Consider the following 17,439-nt stretch of genomic DNA (forward strand, 5'->3'; position numbering starts at 1 on the left):
CAAGCGCGGCGTATCCCTCCTCCTCTCCGCTTTCGACAATGTGTGAATCTAATAGCCCCAGCGGGGAGAAGGTGGCCGAAGGGTCGGATGAGGGGGTTTCGCCGCACGGCACTGCCCTTCGCTTGCGCTCTGGACGCTCGTCGCTTTGCTCCCCCTCATCGCCTCGCGCTGCTCGGCACTTCTCACGGCTGGGCAGAAGAAGATTCATGGCCACCCTCGTAGGCCCGTTTGAATCCATTGCTGAGAATTGCGCCTTTAAAGAGCTAGCGCAAACACTGTTTAGCGTAACGAGCAGCACCTAAGGAGGAGGCCCCTACTGCACAAACACCCGCACACTCGCTGCCCTGCCCGCGGCATCGATGACCGTCAGCGTCGAATAGCCATCTCCGTCCGGCACCCATTCGCTGATGCGGTTGCGGAAGACGCCCTCCAGCGGCTTGCCGTTCGCCAGCCAATGGAACGGCGCCCTACCCCCTTGCAGCTTCAGAATCAGCGGCAATAGCGTGCCGTCCGTGTCTGTGCCGAGTTCGACATGGGCGCCCTCCGGCGGATAGACGATCTGCGGCGCCTGCTCGCGAGCGGAGGCCGAGAGCAGGCCGCTGGCGTCGAGCGAGAAGCGGCGCTGGCTGATGGGGAGCTGCGCCTGGGCGATGCGCACGGCCCCTGTTGGCGCCGGCGGCAGCGGTGTGACGGCGACACCGGATTTCTCGAAGCCTTGGAAGAGAATCGGCGCAGCGGAAACGTATCCCGACAGGCCGGGAACGGCGCCATTGTCCGGCCGGCCGACCCAGACGCCGAGCACGTAGCGGCCGTCATAGCCGACGGACCAGGCGTCGCGATAGCCGTAGCTGGTGCCAGTCTTGTAGGCGATGCCGCGCTGGCGGCTGCCGGCGGGCGCGATGACGCCGGAAAGGATATCGGCAACGTTCCAGGCGGCCACCGGCTCCAGCAGCGGCTCGCCGTCAATCGCGCCGGGAATGTCCTGGATGCCATCACCGATCCGGATCGGCCGGCCGCGATTGGCAAGCCCGGCATAGAGCTGCACGAGGTCCTTCAGCGTGATGCCGACGCCGCCGAGCCCGATCGCAAGCCCCGGCGCCTCGTTCGCCGGCAACGCCGGCTTGACCCCGGCGCGACGGAAGCGGACCATCAGCCGCGTCGGACCGACCGCATCGAGCAGGCGCACTGCCGGCACATTCAATGAGAGTTGCAACGCCTGTCGCACGGTAACGTCGCCCTGGTAGCTCATGTCGAAATTCTTCGGCCGGTAACCGAAGAAATCGGCGGGCTTGTCCTCGATGATCGTTTGCTGTGCGACCAGCCCCTGTTCGAAGGCAAGGCCGTAGATGAAGGGCTTCAGTGTCGAGCCCGGCGAACGGTTGACGCGGGTCATGTCGATCCAGCCGGAGCGACTGGCGTCGAAGTAATCCGCCGAACCGACCTCGCCGACGATGGCGCCCGTCGTCGCATCCGCCATCACCATGGCGATCGAGACCTTCGGGTTGAGCTTTGCTGCCGCCTCGCGCGCCACCGCCTCCAGCCCCTGCTGGATCGGCCGCTTTAACGTCGTGCGATGCTGGTCGACCGCAGGCTCCTTCCGAAGCGCGGCTTCCGCGACGTGAGCGGCATAGGCGGGAAGCTGCATGCGCGTGCGCGGGATCGCCTCCGCCTTCGCCCGCCCGCTCTCGTCGCCACCGATGGCATTGACGACCGCCACGCGCTGGAGCACGCGGTCGCGCGCGGCCTGCGCCTCGGCCGGATTGCGATCCGGCCGGCGTTTCTCCGGAAGCTGCGGCAAGGCCACGAGGAGCGCTGCCTGCGCCACCGTCAGACGACGGGGCTCCTTGCCGAACCAGGCAAGGCTTGCGGCGCGCACGCCTTCGAGATTGCCGCCATAGGGGGCGTGCGTCAGGTAGAGATCGAGGATCTGGGCCTTGGTCAGGCGCCGTTCGATCTGGATGGCGCGGGTGATCTGCATGAGCTTCGCCGTCAGCGAACGGCCGCTCCGCGGCTCGATCAGCCGCGCCACTTGCATGGAAAGCGTCGAGGCGCCGGAGACGATGCGGCCGTTGCTCACCAACTGCAGAGCGGCGCGACCGAGTGCGATGACATCGACGCCGCGGTGTTCGTAGAAGCGCCGGTCCTCATAGGCGACCAGCATGCGCAGGAATTGCGGGTCGACGTCGGAAGCCTGCGTCTTCAACCGCCAGCGCCCGTCGGGCGTTGCGAAGGCGCGCAGCAGGTCCCCGTCCGCATCGAGAACCTCCCTGGAGACCAGCTTGGCACCATCGAGCGGCGGCGGGAAGGCCCGGTCGGCGGCATCAAGCCCGAAGCCTAGGCCCGCCGCCAGAAGCAGCAGGCCGAGGGAGCCGATCGCCAGTTTTCGCCGCATGGACATCAGTGTGCCGCCAGGACCTCCGTGCGGCCCGTCGCCGTGCGGGCCGAAAATTGCGGCCGGTACATGTCCTCGACATTGGCCGCCGGCTGGTCGTAGACGCCGGGGGTCACGGCGCGCACGACATAGGCGAGCGTGATGTCGCCGCTACCGTCGCCGTCAAGGCTCGCGCCCGTACCGCGGTCGAATGCGGCGACGAAGCGGTCGTCACGGAATTCGAGATGGGCGGGATTGACCTCGCCGATCCAGTCGAAGTTCGAAAGCTGCGCACTGTTGACGATGCCGGGATTGTCGATCTCGAAGCCGGCCGGCAAGAGATCGGTGATCAGGACGCGTGACGGCCAGTCATTGATCTGAGTGACCTTCAGTACGACGACATAGCGCTCGTTCTGCTGCACCTGGCTGATATTGGCCTCCGCGCCATCCATCGTGTAGTAGGTCTTCTCGATCGTGTAGCCGTCGCCGCCGGCCGGCAGCGGCTGTTTCGGCGCCGCATAGGTCGTGACCACAGCCGAGACCGGATCGCCCGTCTCGTTACGCACGGTCACCGGATGGGCGAGCAGCTGGTCGCCGGTCATGTGCGCACTATAGGCGCCGCTGTGCTCCGCGCCGTTAACCTCCAACTTCAGGTCGCTGTCGCCCTCCTGCAGGGCGCGGGCGGCAAGCAGCATCCAGGTCTGTTCCTGGGTGCTGGTGTAATTCTTGTGCTGCCATTCGCTGGAAACCACCTTCGTCAGCTCCGGTATGATCGGCGGCACGGGGCGGCTTTCGGCGGCAAGCGCCAGCACGGCGGCACCGTCGCGCAGCGATGAGCCATAGTCGGAGCGCACGAAGCTGACCTTCGTCACCTGCGCCTGCTCGGACATCTGCAGCGCATCGGCGAAGATGTTGCGCGAGCGCGTCGCATCGCCATAGAGCGCAAGGGCTGCCGCCAGATGCGCTTTGGAGAGCGGTGTCGGGAAGCTCGAAAGCATCGTATCGGCATAGTAGCGCAGGTCGCTGATCGCCGCCTTCCTGTTGCGGGCGAGCACATAGAGCGCATAGGCGATCTCGTTGCCCCGGTCCTGGATATTGGTCTCGTAACCGATCGCATTCTGCAGATTGTCGAGCGCCTGCACCATCGCCTGGTCCGGCACCTGATACTTCTGCTCGCGCGCCCGCGTCAGGAAATCGGTGACATAGGCGTCGAGCCAGAGATCGCCCGAGCCCGGCGCCCAGAGGCCGAAGCTGCCGCTCGAGGACTGATAGGACAGCACGCGCCAGATCGCCTCCTGCACGCGCTTCTGAACGTCCGGATCATCAGGCAGGCCGGATTTCTTCGACAATTCGCTGAGATAGAGCAGCGGCAGCGCCCGGCTGGTCGTCTGCTCGGCGCAGCCATAGGGATATTTGTCGAGGCTCATCAGCAGCGCCGGGATGTCGAAGCCATCGGCGCGCGCCACATTGAGGCTGACGGAAGCGCCGGGCAGCAGGCTGTCGGCAAGAAGATTGCCGTCGACCGTCAGGCTATTGCCGGCCTGGATAGTCAGCGGACGCCGTTCGGCGACCGGCAGCGACGAGGGCCTGACCGGAATATCGAGCGACTGGTCGAGCGACATTCCCGATGCGTCCAAAAGCCGGATGGAGACAGTGCCGGCACCGGGCTCGCCGCCGGTGAGCGGCAGGGTCAGCGAGGTCTTTGCGCCCTGCGCCAGATCGAGTGTCTGCGAGGCGGAAGCCTGATCGATGCGAACATTGTCATTGCTCGTCACCTGCATCTGGAAGGCGCCCGACGGCGCGTCGGTATTGGCGATTTCCAGGAGAAGCCGGGAATTGTCGCCCGGCGCCAGGAATTTCGGCATGCTCGCCGTCACCACGACCGGATCGCGGATGACGACGTCGCTTGCGGCATGGCCGAGACCGGTCTTCGACCAGGCGACCGCCATGACGCGCACCGTGCCGTTGAACTGCGGGATGTCGAAGCTGACATCGGCCTTGCCCTCGGCATCGACCTTCACCGGCCCAGAGAAGAAAGCGACGAGCTTCTGCGTCGGCGGGTTGCCGTTGAGCGGCATCGCGGCGCCGTCGCCGCCGGTCCTGAGCCTGCCGGTTGCGCCGAGCGATCCGTCGATCAGCCGGCCGTAGAGGTCGCGGATTTCAAGCCCGAGCTGGCGCTGACCGAAATACCAGCCGTCCGGATCGGGAGCCTCGTAGCGCGTCAGGTTGAGGATGCCGACGTCGACGGCAGCAACCGTCACGTAAGCCTCCTCGCCGACGCCCGCCCCGCTCACCTGCAGCGGAATATCGAGCGTCTGGCGCGGCAGCGTCTTTCCCGGCGGAGAGAGCGTGACTGCGAGCTTGCGCTCGGCCGGATCCACCTTCAGCCATTTGACGCCGATCGCGCGCATCGGCATTCGGCTTTCCTGCGCCTCGCCGGGACGGAACAGGGTCGCGGTGACATAGGCCCCCGCCCCCCAAGCGGCGGTGACGGGAATGTCGACCTCGCCGCCTTCCGCCGGAATGGTCGCCGTCTGCGTCGCGATCAGATTGTCGGTACCGATATTGACGAGAACCTCGCCGGCAAAGCGCGGCGAAACCTTGAGCTTGGCGGTCTCGCCGACGGCATAGCTCTCCTTATCCAGGCCGATCTCCAGCGCGTCAGGCGTTTCCGTCGAGGTCGCCTGCACATACCAGCCGGCATCGAATTCGACGCTGGTGGCTGGGCCGTCGACGGCTGCCGTCTCGATCTCCAGGCGGTAGCGACCCCAGCCGACGGGCACCGAAATCTCCGCACCGTCAGTGGTGACGCCGATCGAACCGTCGGAAATCTGCTTGGTGCGGATCACCGGCTCATATTTCCAGGCCGTGCCGTCGCGATACCATTGATAGTTCCGCTCGAGATTGACGAGCTTCCACTTCAGCCCCGAAAGCGCCTGCTTCCTGCCCTCCTGGTCGATGGCGATGACATGGAACCGCCCGACCGAATTCTCGGCAAGATCGCCCGAAAATTCCGGCTTGACGCCGATCATCGGGCCCTGCGGCCGCACAGGCAACGTCAGCGAGCGCTCAACCGCTCGGCCGCCCGCCTCCTGCATACGAACAGTGACATTGGCGTTCAGCAACTGCGTGGTGGAGGGAACGTCGGTCAGCCCGACGTCGAAGGTCGCACGGCCCTGGTCATCCAGCGGCTGAAGATTGTCGAGGGGGATGCGGGTATCCTCGCTCGCCTGCTCGTCGACGAGGCCGAACTGATAGCCCGGATAGTCGGCGCTCTCGCGCGTCGTCTTCAGCAGCACCTCGCCTTCGAGATTGAGTCCGGCGGCGGGCGCGCCATAGAGGTAGCGGCCGTCGACCGTGACCGGAACCGGCGTGCCGACATCGATGGCCTTCGCCTCGCTCGTGAGGTCGAATTCGGTACGATCCGGCACAAAGTCGTCCACTAGGAACTGCTTCTCGGCGATTGCCGTCCCCTTGGGATCGGTGAAGATCTGCATCGTCCAGGTGCCGCGCATGGCATTAGGCTGGAGCGGCAGCTCCAGCGTATAGCCGCCGAGGGTGCCGCCATTGTCGACGGTGCGCCGATCCTCAACACCGTCGGGACGGGTGAAGACGAAGGTGAGCGGCAGGTTTTCGATGGCATTCTGCGCCGTGTCGCGGGCAAGTGCGGAGGCATGCACCGTCTCGCCGGCGCGATAGATGCCGCGTTCGGTCCAGGGCAGGATATCGATCGCCCCCGGCGCCGTGCGGCCGGTGACGCCGCGGTCGGAAAGATCGAAGCCGGCGCGCGTCATGTCGAGGAAGACGTAGTCGCCGCTGCCATCCTTCGCGTCACCGTTCCTGGCGGTGATGACGGCCGGCATCATCGCCGCCGTGCCGCGGATCAGGCCGGCGCTGAAGGTGGCGCGGCCGTTGGCATCGGTCCTGGCCGTGCCGAGGATCTCGTTGTTCTTGGCAAGCAGCTGCAGGTCGATATTCGCGAGCGGCTTGGCGCTTGCGAGCGACCGTGCAAACACATTGAGCCCGTCGCTGCCGGCATAGGTGGAAAGGCCGATGTCGGAGACGACGAACCATTGCGTCGCCCGTGCATCCCACTCCTGCCCCGGTGCGTTCGGCAGCGAGGCGGTCAGGACATAGATGCCCGGCTTGCGCTCGGGCAGAGCCTCGTCGACCGGAAAGCTGGTGACGACATCCTTGTTGAGATCGGACTGGATATCGATCGAACCCTGCCAGACGAGCTCGCCGGACTGATCCTGGATCTGCTGGGCGCTGTAGCCGTCGATCTGCGTCAGGAACTGCGAGCTCGTCAGCAGCGGGGCGATCCCGCGCTCGCCGATGCGGTAGAGTTTCAGCTCCGCGCCCGTCGTGTTGACGGAGACGATCGGAATGCCGCGCCGGACGGCAGATGGCAGCACGAAATTATCGCCGGTGAAACGTACGGCGGCGGAGCGGTCCCTGACGTAGAGGTCGAGGTCGACCTGCGCCTCCAGGCTTTCGTCGACCGAGGACGGCAGGCCGGCGCGCACCGACAGCCGGTAGCGCTCGCCATGCTTCAGGCCTTCGACACAGATCTGACGGCCTTCGGCCTCAACCGCCTGGGGTGCCGCGCCGTTCAGCGTCACGAAGGGCGCGTAGTCGGTGCTCTTGACCAGGTCTTCGGAGAATTGCACGCAGGCGCGCGGCGTGATGCTGTCATTGTCGACCGTATTGCCGACGATGCGAAAGCCCTGCCGCTCGCGCAGGTCATGATAGGCGGCGGCGACGGTCTTGGCGTCGACCAGCGCAACGCTCGCCTTGTAAGCGCTGAGTGCCGCGCGATAATTCTCGGCATTGGCAAGTGATGCCGCAAGCACGGCGAGCGCGTCCGCGCGCGTCTGCGTCGTGCGGGTCAGCTGGTAACCGTTCAATGCCGCGATGGAGCCCTGGGCGGCCGCATCGGTATTGTTGCTGACCGTGTTGATCGCCCTTGCCAACTCTATCCAGAGGTCGCCATCATCAGGCGTGACCGCCAGCGCCGCGCGAAAGGCGGCAAGCGAATTTTCGATATTGCCGGCGGTGAGCTCGATGCGGGCGAGCGCCAGCAGGCTTTGCAAGCCTTGGGCCTTCTGCTCGTCGCTGAGAGCCAGGTTTGCCTTGGCCTCGCGCGCATCCTGCATCAGCTGTTCGGAGATGAAGGGAAGCCCCGGTGCGGCACCGATATCGGGATCGCCCGCGACATCGACGATCTTGCCGGCAATCGCACCGTTAAAGGTGTTGAGCTGGTTGAAGTCGGACTTGAGGAAACACCACTTTACTTTCGGATTATAAGTGAAAGCCCGGCAGGAACGGTTGCCGAGGCAGCTTTTCTCGCATTGGTCGAGCGTCACGTTCTGCTCCGTCCGCAGATCGAAGCCGAAATAGTCGCCGTTCTGCGTGGTCACCACCTTGCGCGTCGTCTCCGCAGCACCTGTCGGCAGAACGGTGGCAAGGCTTGCGAGAAGAAGAGCTGAAAATCCGATGAAAGCGCGCCTGGACATGGTGTCTTCCCCCAACGCCGTCCGGTTTAGATGAACGATACTCGTCAAAATTTCAGAGGCTTGTCAACCGGTTCCAACGACCTGTGGGGGCCGATGCAGAGCATGCGGGAGACGGCCGCTTGCCCGCGTCCGCCAAGGTATGCGGACGAATATTGCCCTTTGTCGGGATCGAAAATATCCACACGGCTGAGATGAAATTTTTGCGACGGTTGTGGCCGATAGGCGCCCCTCTATCCGGAGCTTTCCCTCTCCCCGCACGCGGGGCGAGGGAACGATCGAGCAAGCGGCGGCGACGGATGTTCTATTACAAGAGCCGACCTGCCGCCATTACAGATGTAGGCAAGCCCGAAATATCCATGCAGCGAAGGACTGCGAATCTCCCATTCGATGACGGGATAGATCTTCATGACCGTGCCGAAGCTCCTGGACCTCCGACGTCCGCGTAACCCGCGGTCGCCGGCCAGACAGAGTCCGCGCGCGAACAGGATGCAGGAGATCCCGTCACACCGTGCAGAACGGCGGTACGGAGGACCACCAATGTCATCCCTTTTATCCTTTGTCGATAGTCCGCTGGCAGTCGCCAGCTTCGTTGCGGGTGCGGTTTGCTATGTCGGATGGCCTTTCTGCCGCAGCCATCGTTGGATGATGATGATGCAGGGGGGGATCGGTATCGGTTTCGGCTTGCACTATGCCCTGATGGGCGCTTCCACGGCGGCGGCCGCCAATGCGCTTTCCGCCGCTCAGATCATCGCCACCCTGCTGTTTGGCGCCAGCTCCCGATCGCGGTGGATCCCCTATGTTCTGTTCCCGGCAACGGTCGCGGTCTGCCTTTTTACATGGGACGGCCCGCATTCGCTGCTTGCGACGATCGGCACTCTTCTGATCGGATTCGGCCGGCTGCAGATGAATGCCGACAGAATGCGCATCCTTGTTGCTTCCGGAGTCCCTTTTTGGCTTGTGCACGATCTGGCCATCATGTCACCGATCGCCGTCTTTGATGCCATAAGCCTCGTCACGGGCATGTACGGGCTGTGGAGGCAAGGCCTGCTGAGAAGCGTCCGCGTGAATGCGCCGCCCGCCGGTTCAACACCTTACAGGCGTTCATTGGGAGTCTGATGGAATCTCCCGAGTTTCGCTTCCAGCCGATGACGCGAACGAAGCGAGATCAAACGTGCTCAACCATCCTCGCCTTTGAGGCGAGGATCCAATTCTGATGATGCTGGTGCGTGAAGCCTGAGGTCTCTTCGCCCTCGGCTAACGCAGCTCTTTCTCCTGGGACAGAGCCTGCTCACGCGCTGCGGCGGCAATCTCCGTCGTGCCGTTGGCGTGAAGGCGCTTGCGCACCAGGACCCCCATGACGCGGGCGGCGGTGGAAAATGTCATCTGGTCGAGAGGTCCCTCGCCCTCCCATGGCTTGGTCAGCCGTTCCGTCACGGATTCAACAATGATCCTCGGCACGATATCCGTGCATTCGCGCATCGACTGGAAAACGAGGCTGATCGGGATGACCCTTCCGTCGAAGGTGACGACCGGCTCGGTCAGTTCGCTATCCCATTCCTCGAAGGCGTAGAGCGCCTCCCGGAACAATTCTTGAAGGGTAATCGGGGCGTGTCCGTCGTGAAGCGGCGGCAAGGCATTCATCATGTCTGTCTCCTTCCATGGTCGGGCTTTTTCCCTATACGGCTTCTTCTGAAGTCGCCGAAACGCGGGTCACAGGGCCAGGTTCCGTGAACGGCCGTTTACCCGACTCAAGTTATAGTGAATTTGCCGGAAGACCAAGCAGGAATGTCCGGAAAACGACGACATGTCATTTTACGACTGCCGCAGAGGGTCGAAAGGCGAGACCTGAACTGCAGATTCCGCTCCAAATCGACCCTTCTTGCATTTCGGCAGTAGAAGTTTGTTTACCGTGTTACAAGCAATTCCAGGAAAAGTGTGAAGCGGTTTTCCGTAGGGAATTGCGCGAAAACCAAAGGTTAGCGCGGCTTTGTGCCGCTAACGCACAACCGCCGGAATTCGCGATCGATTCACGGAAGGAGTTGCAAACCATCTTTAGCGCGTCCTGTCGGATGCGCGGATGCTCCACTCGCCGAAATCGTCAAGAACGGAGGGATGGATGATCAGCCTTTTGGCATTTCTGCGACGTTTGGCTGTACGGTCGGCATAGTCGAGGATACGGCGGAAAAAGCGACCGCCAAGGGCATTTCGAATTTTAGACATTGATGCAACTTTTCTTTTTTTTGTTAGCCGGCCATGATTTAGGGTGTCAAAACGAGTGTCACAAGACCTTCATAATTCACTGCTGCCATGCGAAATTGCAGAGCTCGCATGCGAGGGACGCCATATTGTATTGGCGAATCATTCCGCTCAGACTGTTCGCCGATGGCCGGCCGGCCCGAGCGCTGCGCGCTCGGGCCGGCGTGAAAACCGCGTTTCAACCGGCTGACTTAATAGCAGGGTGGATAGGGATAATATCCGCAGGCCGGCGGCGGATAATAATAAGGATGATAGTAATAAGGAGCACGGTAGGCCGACGCCGCAGCCGCCCCGATGGCCGCCCCCGTCGCGACGCCCCACGCATAGCCGCCGTGACGATACCAGCCGCCGTGGGCCACGTGCCCGCCGCCGGCGACGAACCAGTCGATGAAGAGCGAAGCAGGTCCGTCCGCACCCATGAGATCGCCTTCCAGCACGGAAACCTCGAAGGTCAGGTTGTTTCCTTCGAGCTTCGGCGTCTTGAGCACGACGACCGCATCCTTGATAGAGTCCCCGTTCCGGCCAAGCACGGAGATCGTTGCATTTGGCGGATCCTTCGCGAAGCTGTCCTTGCCTTGGTCCCACTCCTTGATGAATTCGGATGTCAGCACATGGCCCGCCGACCTGACGGGACGATCGGCAAAGACGATGGAATTGGCCGAGACGCCGTTCATCGTCAGCTTGCCTCCTTCGAGCGTCGCGCCGTCGGCATTGAGGACGGCGAGCGATGGGACCATCTGGGTCGCCGAACCGCCAATCGTCTTTTGCGCGGGCTCCTTTATCGCATCCTGGGCGACAGCCGGCACGCATAGCAGGCTCGCCGCCAAGGCGAGCGCGGAAATACTGTACCTCATTGTCATCTGACTTACCCCCCGATTGGAAATGTCTTGAGCTTGGTTGAAACAGCTACCTCGATATTTCAGAATTTGCTAAATAACATAGCTGGTCGCAGCCCGACACTGTTTTCGGAAAAGACGCGCGCGATGGGGAAAGTATTCGTTGGATGCTTAACCTGGAGATGCTGTCCCGAGCGGACCATGACCATCGCATCCTCGCTTTAGGACCAGGAATTCCAGTCCCAGGAGGCCATCCAACTGCCGCCGGATAAATCCACGCACCCGTGCCGACCGTATCCGGGAACATGGAGCAAGTCATGACCAAGACCGTCATCCAGCATGTGCTTTCCCGCCTCCATGACATCGGCGTCGACGACGTCTTCGGTGTGCCCGGGGACTATTCCTTTCCCGTCAACGATGCGATCTGCAACCACCGCGACGTCCGTTGGATCGGATGCTCCAACGAGCTCAATGCAGCCTATGCCGCCGATGGCTATGCCCGCATCAAGGGCGCCGCCGCCCTCTGCACGACCTATGGCGTCGGCGAACTCAGCGCCGTCAACGGCATTGCCGGCTGCTATGCGGAACACCTGCCGGTGTTCCACCTGGTCGGCACGCCCAACATGACGGCCCAGATGGGGCGCAAGCTGATGCACCACACCCTCGGCACCGGCGAATATGACCTGTTCCGCCGCATGACCGAGCCGGTCGTCATCGCCCATGCGGTGATGACGCCGGAAAACGTCGCCTATGAGACCGAGCGGCTGATCTTCGAGGCGCTTTACCATCGCCGCCCCGTCTATATGGCGTTCCCGGCCGATCTTGCCGAAATGCCGGTGCTGGGCAGCGCCGAACCAATCCCTGCCCCACGCAGCAACCGCGCCAACCTCGAAGCGGCCGCTGAGACGATCGCAGCTCTTCTGGAGCAGGCCGAAACCGCCTGCGTCCTTCCCGGCATCCTTGTCGCGCGCGCCGGCCTGCGGCCGGAGCTGCAGGAATTCATCGATACCTCAGGGCTGCCCTTCTCGACGATGTTTATGAGCAAGTCCGTCCTCGATGAGCAGCATCCTTGCTATATCGGCATGTATGACGGGGCCTTGATGAACGAGGACGTGCGCGATTTCGTCGAAGGCTGCGATCAGGTGGTGAGCATCGGCGCTCCGATGACCGATTTCAACAGCGGGGCCTTCACCTCCAGGCTCGACCATAAAAGGACGATCGCGATCGGCCAGCACCATGCGCATGTGGGCGGCAGGACCTATTCCGGCGTCGAGATGGGCGACCTTCTTTCAACACTGGCATCAAGGGTGCCGCACCGGAACTGGAAGAAGATCCGGCCCTCCTCGCTCGGGCCGATGATGGGGTCCGGTGCCGACGCCATCGATGCCGAAACGCTCTATCCGCGCTGGGCTGCTTTCATTCGTCCTGGTGACATCGTCATCGCCGAGACCGGCACCGCATCGATGGGCCTTGGCTTCGCTCTGATGCCGAAGGACGCGACCTTCCATAACCAGACGCTCTGGGGCTCGGTCGGCTGGGCGACGCCTGCCGCCTTCGGCGCAGCGGTCGCAGCCCCCGAAAGGCGCATCGTGCTGGTGACAGGCGACGGCGCGCACCAGCTGACGGTCCAGGAGATCAGCCAGTTCACGCGTTACGGGCTGAAGGCCGTCGTCTTCGTCCTTAACAATGACGGCTATCTCATCGAACGCCTGCTCTGCAAGGATCCCGCCATCGCCTATAACGACATTGCGCAATGGCACTATTCCAACCTCCCGCACGCCTTCGGCTGCGACGACTGGGTGGCGAGAAGGGTCGCGACCTGCGGCGAGCTGGACGATGCGCTGGAGGAAGCCACGGAGGCAAGGACGGGCGTCTACGTTGAGGTCGTGACGGACGCCTATGCGGCTTCGCCGCTCGCGGTCAAGCTGCACGACGCGATGCAGGCGCTCTACAAGGCGTGATTGGCACAGCCCCATCTGCTGCTTCCGGCACCTGCTATAGCCAGGCGAAGAAGATTATTCTGGCTCGATTGTCCCCTCTCCCCGCTTGCGAGGAGAGGGCTAGGGTGAGGGGCAAAACTCTCGACGAATCCGATAGTTGCGGATCAAAATTGGAGTGCCGCGACAACCCCTCATCCGCCCTCCGGGCACCTTCTCCCCGCAAGCGGGGCGAAGGGGGAGTCGCGCCCTCCGTCATCCCTTACTGCGGCGACGGTTTGTAGCCGCTGCTTGCTCGATTGTCCCTTAAGCCACACAGATACCTGGAACCGCAACCTTCTGGAACAGGTGGGGAGAAGCAACCGCGCTAGACGGATATGCCCCTAGTTTCGCCCGGAACTGCGGATGCGAGAACGCTGCCCGGAAAGCTTCCGTGGATTCCCAGACCGCATAATTCAGATAGGCGCAACTTTCGCCGATGGCGCGGTGAAGCTGGGTGGAGATGAAGCCCGGCTGCTGCTTCATGAATATTGCGTCCTCCTGCCAAGCAGCAAGGAATGCCGCTTCATCGGCAGCATCAAGCGTGAAAACATTCACCAGGACGACAGGAGAAGCTTCTACCGAGATCTGCCGTTCGATCGGAAAAGCGGGGTCCAACGGACGGATGAGAGACATGGCAGGCCCTTTCAACTTTGGTCAATTTGTCATAATAATGTCGATATGACACTTAGCATCCAAACATAATGACATCATAATGTCAATTGAGGCTCATCGCTACAAATGACCGATACCAAAAGAACGCCTGCCGGAGACGCCGTGACCACCCTCATCCTCGACCTGTTTCGAGTTAATAATCGTCTGTTGAGTGCCGGCGACAGGCTGGTGGCCGATCTCGGACTGACGAGTGCGCGCTGGCAGATCCTCGGCGCAATCGTCGCGGCGGAACGGCCGCAGCCGGTGGCATGGCTTGCCCGCGACATGGGCGCGAACCGCCAGAACGTGCAGCGCATCGTCAACGATCTCAATCGCGAGAACCTCGTTTCCTTTGCGCCCAACCCGCATCACCGCCGCGCGAATCTCGTCGTGCTGACTGAGCGCGGCGGCGAAGTCTACGAAGCTGCCATGCGGCTGCAGGCGCCGTGGATCAGTCACCTCGCGGAAGGGCTTGCGCCAAGCGACGTCGAAGCCGCACGCCGCGTTATTGCGGCTCTGCGTGGGAAGCTTGAACTGTCCGTCGATGCTTCCGAACAGGATGAATAGGCAGGCGACGCAATCGGACGCAGCGCCGCGCGCTCCTTGCCGGGGCGGTAGCCGTGCGATCCGACCTATCCCCAAGTCAACGGGTCGAGCCGGAGATAGAACGCCAGGCGTTCGCGATCCGCTACTGCTATCCCCAGAACTTCGGACAGAACCGCAAGTGCCCGCTCACTTTGGTCCGGTGTCGTCCAGCTCTCCTCGGCATTTGCAACCATAAGAGCCAAGTCGGCATAGCGGTCTGCTTTTCCGAGCCGGCCGAGGTCGATCATACCCGTGCATCGCAGGCTAAAAGGGTTAACCATAAAGTTCGGCATACAGGGGTCGCCATGGCAGATTACCCGGTCGATAGCCTCCTGATCGAGACGCACCGGCAGCTCACACTCCAGGCGCGCCAACAGTTCATATGCAGGCGTGCCCTTGTCCTCGTCGGGCAAGAAGTCGGGATTGACGGCGTCGCGGGAGACAACGTCAGCAGCCTGATTGAACATCAGCGACAGACCGCGATCGAACCGGCATTGGTCTACCGGCAGTTCGTGAAGCATCCCGAGTTGCCGCACCATCGAAGACCATGCCTTGAGCAAATCGGGTCCGGGCAGATCCACCGCCGGCACGCCGGGGATTGCAGTCATGACCAACGCAGCTCCTGCCTCGCCTTCGCGCCAGTCGATGACCTCGGGGCAGGCGACGTCTCGGCCGCGGAGCCAAAGAAGCCGGTCGCGCTCGCCGGCAAGGTCGGCTGATCGCCTTGTTGGAGCGACCTTCGCATAGGCAAGTCCATCGTCGCGTCGATAGACAAGATCGCCTGATTCCCCAGTTCCGACAGGAATCCAGCCAAACCGCGAATGATCCAGCAAGATCGAAGTCCAATCCAATGGGTAGTCCTCTCTGTAGCGCCATGTAGAGGTATTCAGACGATGGATTAGGGAGTAGAGTGAAAGCTTAATACGGCAATAGATTAAAATATGCAGTTAATTGCTTGGAAGCTTGCTTCTGTCACAAGCCTGAAACACATCTTGATCAAATCTGATTTCATCCGTTATGGTTTAACGAGATGTAATTTCAGCTCTTTTTCCGAAGAACCAGTCTCATTTAGAGGAAGCGTCCCATGAGTGAGGTCGTCGTCAAAACACCGCTGCAGTATCTCGATAAGGCAATGGCAACCCTGCGCGATCTTGGCCTTGTCACCGACAAGGCGGAGGATGCGCCTATCGTTGGTCTCCTTGAAAAGATCTCCGATATCGAGCCGGAAAAGATCGCAATCATCACCCGGACGCTGCAGCAGATGAGCGTCTTTAACGAAGTGGTTCGCGAGCAGGTCGCCGAGATGTCGATCGGTGAGCGCTACGAGAAGATTTCGAAAGCCTTCGATTCCATCCGCGATGACGCGAAATCCATGGTCGACCAGATCGAGGACGGTAAGCTCGACATCTTCGAGCGCGCCACCAATATGTGGATGAAGATTGCGCGCGGCGATATCGCCACCCGTTTCGACGAAATCAAGCAGACCTATCTTGCCGTCTCCAAGGACACCAAGGCCAATATCGAGCGCGAACAAACCATCCTGGAAGCCTACCGCGATTTCCGCGGCGCCTTGAAGCATGGCGAAGTCGCAGCGCTTGAAATCCTCAAGGCTGCGGAGGCCAAGCTGAACGAAGCCAAGGCCGAATTGAAGGGCGCATCCGATGCGGTTGCTGCTTTTCCCGAGGGCGGTGAAGTGACGGAACGGGCAAAGCTCGAACTGGTGCGCGACGAACATCTTCGCCGCGTCCAGAACGAAGAGGGACGTTATCAGGTAGCCAAGGATCTCGCCGATAACCTGACGATCAGCTACAACACGTCGGAAGTGGTGATGGCGCGTCTCGTCCAGACGACCAATGCCAAGGAGCGGGTCTACCAGCAGGCCGTGTCCTTCTTCTCGACCAATGAATCGGTTCTGACCGCGCTGAAAGCCTCCTTCACGGGCCTGTTCGGCCTGCACGAGGCAACGCAGACGCTGAACGAGATGAAGGAAGGTGTTTCGAAATCGCTTGAGGTGCTGGCGGAAATTGGCGGCAAGGTGCAGGAAGAGGCCCTGAAGGCCGGCTACGGTCCGACCATACGCGCCGACGCCGTCAAGAAGCTGGTCGACAGCGTCGTCAACTTCCAGTCCCGTTCCGTGGAGATCATTGCCGAGATGCGGGATCTTTCCACCAAAAACAGCGAGGAAATCCGCAATGCGGTCGAGGACGGCAAGAAGCGGATCGCCCGGCTTGCCGAAGAAGGAAACGCCCTGGTGATCGGCTGAGCGTCAGGCACTGGACTCGACGATGGCTGAAACTACTGCCGCGGCAACTTCCGCTCCTTCCGATGCCAAGGGACCTGCCCTTGACGAACTGATGCTGGCCATGGACGTGGTCGACACCCTGCGCCACCAGGAGGACGTCGCCCTTCGCGAACTGGCGCAGGAAGGGCGCGACGATGTTCTGAAGGAAAGGCTGCGGCGCATCTATGAAAGCCAGGGCCTGGCCGTTTCCGATCGCATTCTCGACGAAGGCATCAAGGCGCTCAAGGAAAGCCGCTTCACCTATGAACCGACGCCGCCGGGATTGTCGCGGACGCTGGCTGGCCTTTGGGTGAGGCGTGGCGCACTCGGCAAGACGCTCGCCGTGCTCGTCATACTCGCCCTCGCCTGGATCGGATGGTCCGTCTGGCAGCGGACGGCGGCCGAGCGCGCCGCAGAGGCGGCGCGCATCGAGCTCATTGAAACATTGCCCCGGCAGCTCGCCGCGGACGTACAGGCAGCACTCGCCGAAGCCAAGACAGGCGATGCGCGCGAGCGTGTGGAACAGCTGCAATCCGACGCATCGGCAGCGCTCGCCCGATCGGATGCGCAGGCGGCGCGTGTCGCTCTGGCCGATCTGGAACGGGTGCGAGGCGATCTCATGCGTGTTTATGAGCTCAGGATCGTTTCGCGGCCAGGGGAGCAGAGCGGCGTCTTTCGCATTCCCGACGTCAACACCAAGGCACGCAACTATTACCTGATCGTCGAAGCCGTAACGCCCGACGGAAAGCTGCTGTCCTTCCCGATCCTGAACGAGGAAAACGGTCAGACGAAAAGCGTGTCGAAGTGGGGCGTCCGCGTGCCGCAGCAGACCTATGAGGCCGTGCGAAGGGACAAGTCGGATGACGGCATTTTGCAGGGCAATGTTCTTGCGACCAAACCGCGGGGTGCGCTGGAGCCCGCCTACTCCATGGCCGTTTCCGGCGGCGCGATAACGGAATGGTAG

13 protein-coding genes are annotated in these 17,439 nt (G+C 62.2%); 5 read left to right on the top strand and 8 right to left on the bottom strand.

What is annotated here, in order from left to right; all coding sequences use genetic code 11:
- The 3 genes from AAE029_RS30865 to AAE029_RS30875 all read right to left on the bottom strand — a co-directional run.
- Positions 1-208: hypothetical protein (locus AAE029_RS30865; protein WP_371076741.1), on the bottom strand; the 208-nt coding region annotated here is incomplete at its 3' end.
- Between the two features lie 105 nt (positions 209-313).
- Positions 314-2,392 carry a penicillin-binding protein 1C gene (pbpC, locus tag AAE029_RS30870; protein WP_371076853.1) on the bottom strand — a complete coding sequence of 693 codons (2,079 nt, stop codon included), beginning with the start codon at positions 2,390-2,392 and terminating at the stop codon, positions 314-316.
- A gap of 5 nt (positions 2,393-2,397) precedes the next feature.
- Positions 2,398-7,887: an MG2 domain-containing protein gene (locus tag AAE029_RS30875; RefSeq protein ID WP_371076742.1), complete on the bottom strand. Its 5,490-nt coding sequence runs from the start codon at positions 7,885-7,887 to the stop codon at positions 2,398-2,400.
- Positions 7,888-8,424: 537 nt separating this feature from the next.
- On the opposite strand from AAE029_RS30875, the gene AAE029_RS30880 reads away from it, so the two are divergent.
- The gene (locus AAE029_RS30880) at positions 8,425-9,003 is read left to right on the top strand and encodes a YgjV family protein (RefSeq protein ID WP_371076743.1); all 579 of its coding nucleotides are present in this window, start codon (positions 8,425-8,427) and stop codon (positions 9,001-9,003) included.
- 138 nt (positions 9,004-9,141) lie between these two features.
- Here the strand turns inward: AAE029_RS30880 and AAE029_RS30885 are convergent, their stop codons facing one another.
- The 3 genes from AAE029_RS30885 to AAE029_RS30895 form a co-directional block, all read right to left on the bottom strand.
- On the bottom strand, positions 9,142-9,531 hold the full coding sequence (locus tag AAE029_RS30885; protein WP_371076744.1) for a hypothetical protein: 390 nt from the start codon (positions 9,529-9,531) through the stop codon (positions 9,142-9,144).
- Between the two features lie 408 nt (positions 9,532-9,939).
- Complete coding sequence (locus tag AAE029_RS30890; protein ID WP_371076745.1) at positions 9,940-10,107, bottom strand: hypothetical protein; 168 nt, start codon at positions 10,105-10,107, stop codon at positions 9,940-9,942.
- A 227-nt stretch (positions 10,108-10,334) separates the two neighbouring features.
- Positions 10,335-11,003: a hypothetical protein gene (locus AAE029_RS30895; RefSeq protein WP_371076746.1), complete on the bottom strand. Its 669-nt coding sequence runs from the start codon at positions 11,001-11,003 to the stop codon at positions 10,335-10,337.
- Positions 11,004-11,296: 293 nt separating this feature from the next.
- Here AAE029_RS30895 and AAE029_RS30900 point away from each other — a divergent pair, with 293 nt between their 5' ends.
- Entirely contained in the window at positions 11,297-12,940 is a 1,644-nt protein-coding gene (locus AAE029_RS30900; protein WP_371076747.1) for an alpha-keto acid decarboxylase family protein, read from the top strand.
- 282 nt (positions 12,941-13,222) lie between these two features.
- Here AAE029_RS30900 and AAE029_RS30905 read toward each other — a convergent pair whose 3' ends face one another.
- Positions 13,223-13,591: an antibiotic biosynthesis monooxygenase gene (locus tag AAE029_RS30905; RefSeq protein ID WP_371076748.1), complete on the bottom strand. Its 369-nt coding sequence runs from the start codon at positions 13,589-13,591 to the stop codon at positions 13,223-13,225.
- 105 nt (positions 13,592-13,696) lie between these two features.
- Here AAE029_RS30905 and AAE029_RS30910 point away from each other — a divergent pair, with 105 nt between their 5' ends.
- On the top strand, positions 13,697-14,176 hold the full coding sequence (locus tag AAE029_RS30910; RefSeq protein ID WP_371076749.1) for a MarR family winged helix-turn-helix transcriptional regulator: 480 nt from the start codon (positions 13,697-13,699) through the stop codon (positions 14,174-14,176).
- Between the two features lie 65 nt (positions 14,177-14,241).
- Here AAE029_RS30910 and AAE029_RS30915 read toward each other — a convergent pair whose 3' ends face one another.
- On the bottom strand, positions 14,242-15,027 hold the full coding sequence (locus AAE029_RS30915) for an APH(3'') family aminoglycoside O-phosphotransferase (protein ID WP_371076750.1): 786 nt from the start codon (positions 15,025-15,027) through the stop codon (positions 14,242-14,244).
- 251 nt (positions 15,028-15,278) lie between these two features.
- Here AAE029_RS30915 and AAE029_RS30920 point away from each other — a divergent pair, with 251 nt between their 5' ends.
- The gene (locus AAE029_RS30920; protein ID WP_371076751.1) at positions 15,279-16,457 is read left to right on the top strand and encodes a cell surface protein; all 1,179 of its coding nucleotides are present in this window, start codon (positions 15,279-15,281) and stop codon (positions 16,455-16,457) included.
- A gap of 22 nt (positions 16,458-16,479) precedes the next feature.
- On the top strand, positions 16,480-17,439 hold the full coding sequence (locus AAE029_RS30925) for a DUF6384 family protein (RefSeq protein WP_371076752.1): 960 nt from the start codon (positions 16,480-16,482) through the stop codon (positions 17,437-17,439).

Origin of the sequence: Sinorhizobium sp. CB7 (assembly GCF_041357635.1) — a bacterium.
Lineage (GTDB): Bacteria > Pseudomonadota > Alphaproteobacteria > Rhizobiales > Rhizobiaceae > Rhizobium.

Bases quoted from the DNA above. Each gene is read 5' to 3' on its own strand.
- pbpC (WP_371076853.1), bottom strand. From the start codon at position 2,392: ATGCGGCGAAAACTGGCGATCGGCTCCCTCGGCCTGCTGCTTCTGGCG.
- AAE029_RS30875 (WP_371076742.1), bottom strand. From the start codon at position 7,887: ATGTCCAGGCGCGCTTTCATCGGATTTTCAGCTCTTCTTCTCGCAAGC.
- AAE029_RS30880 (WP_371076743.1), top strand. From the start codon at position 8,425: ATGTCATCCCTTTTATCCTTTGTCGATAGTCCGCTGGCAGTCGCCAGC.
- AAE029_RS30885 (WP_371076744.1), bottom strand. From the start codon at position 9,531: ATGATGAATGCCTTGCCGCCGCTTCACGACGGACACGCCCCGATTACC.
- AAE029_RS30890 (WP_371076745.1), bottom strand. From the start codon at position 10,107: ATGTCTAAAATTCGAAATGCCCTTGGCGGTCGCTTTTTCCGCCGTATC.
- AAE029_RS30895 (WP_371076746.1), bottom strand. From the start codon at position 11,003: ATGACAATGAGGTACAGTATTTCCGCGCTCGCCTTGGCGGCGAGCCTG.
- AAE029_RS30900 (WP_371076747.1), top strand. From the start codon at position 11,297: ATGACCAAGACCGTCATCCAGCATGTGCTTTCCCGCCTCCATGACATC.
- AAE029_RS30905 (WP_371076748.1), bottom strand. From the start codon at position 13,591: ATGTCTCTCATCCGTCCGTTGGACCCCGCTTTTCCGATCGAACGGCAG.
- AAE029_RS30910 (WP_371076749.1), top strand. From the start codon at position 13,697: ATGACCGATACCAAAAGAACGCCTGCCGGAGACGCCGTGACCACCCTC.
- AAE029_RS30920 (WP_371076751.1), top strand. From the start codon at position 15,279: ATGAGTGAGGTCGTCGTCAAAACACCGCTGCAGTATCTCGATAAGGCA.
- AAE029_RS30925 (WP_371076752.1), top strand. From the start codon at position 16,480: ATGGCTGAAACTACTGCCGCGGCAACTTCCGCTCCTTCCGATGCCAAG.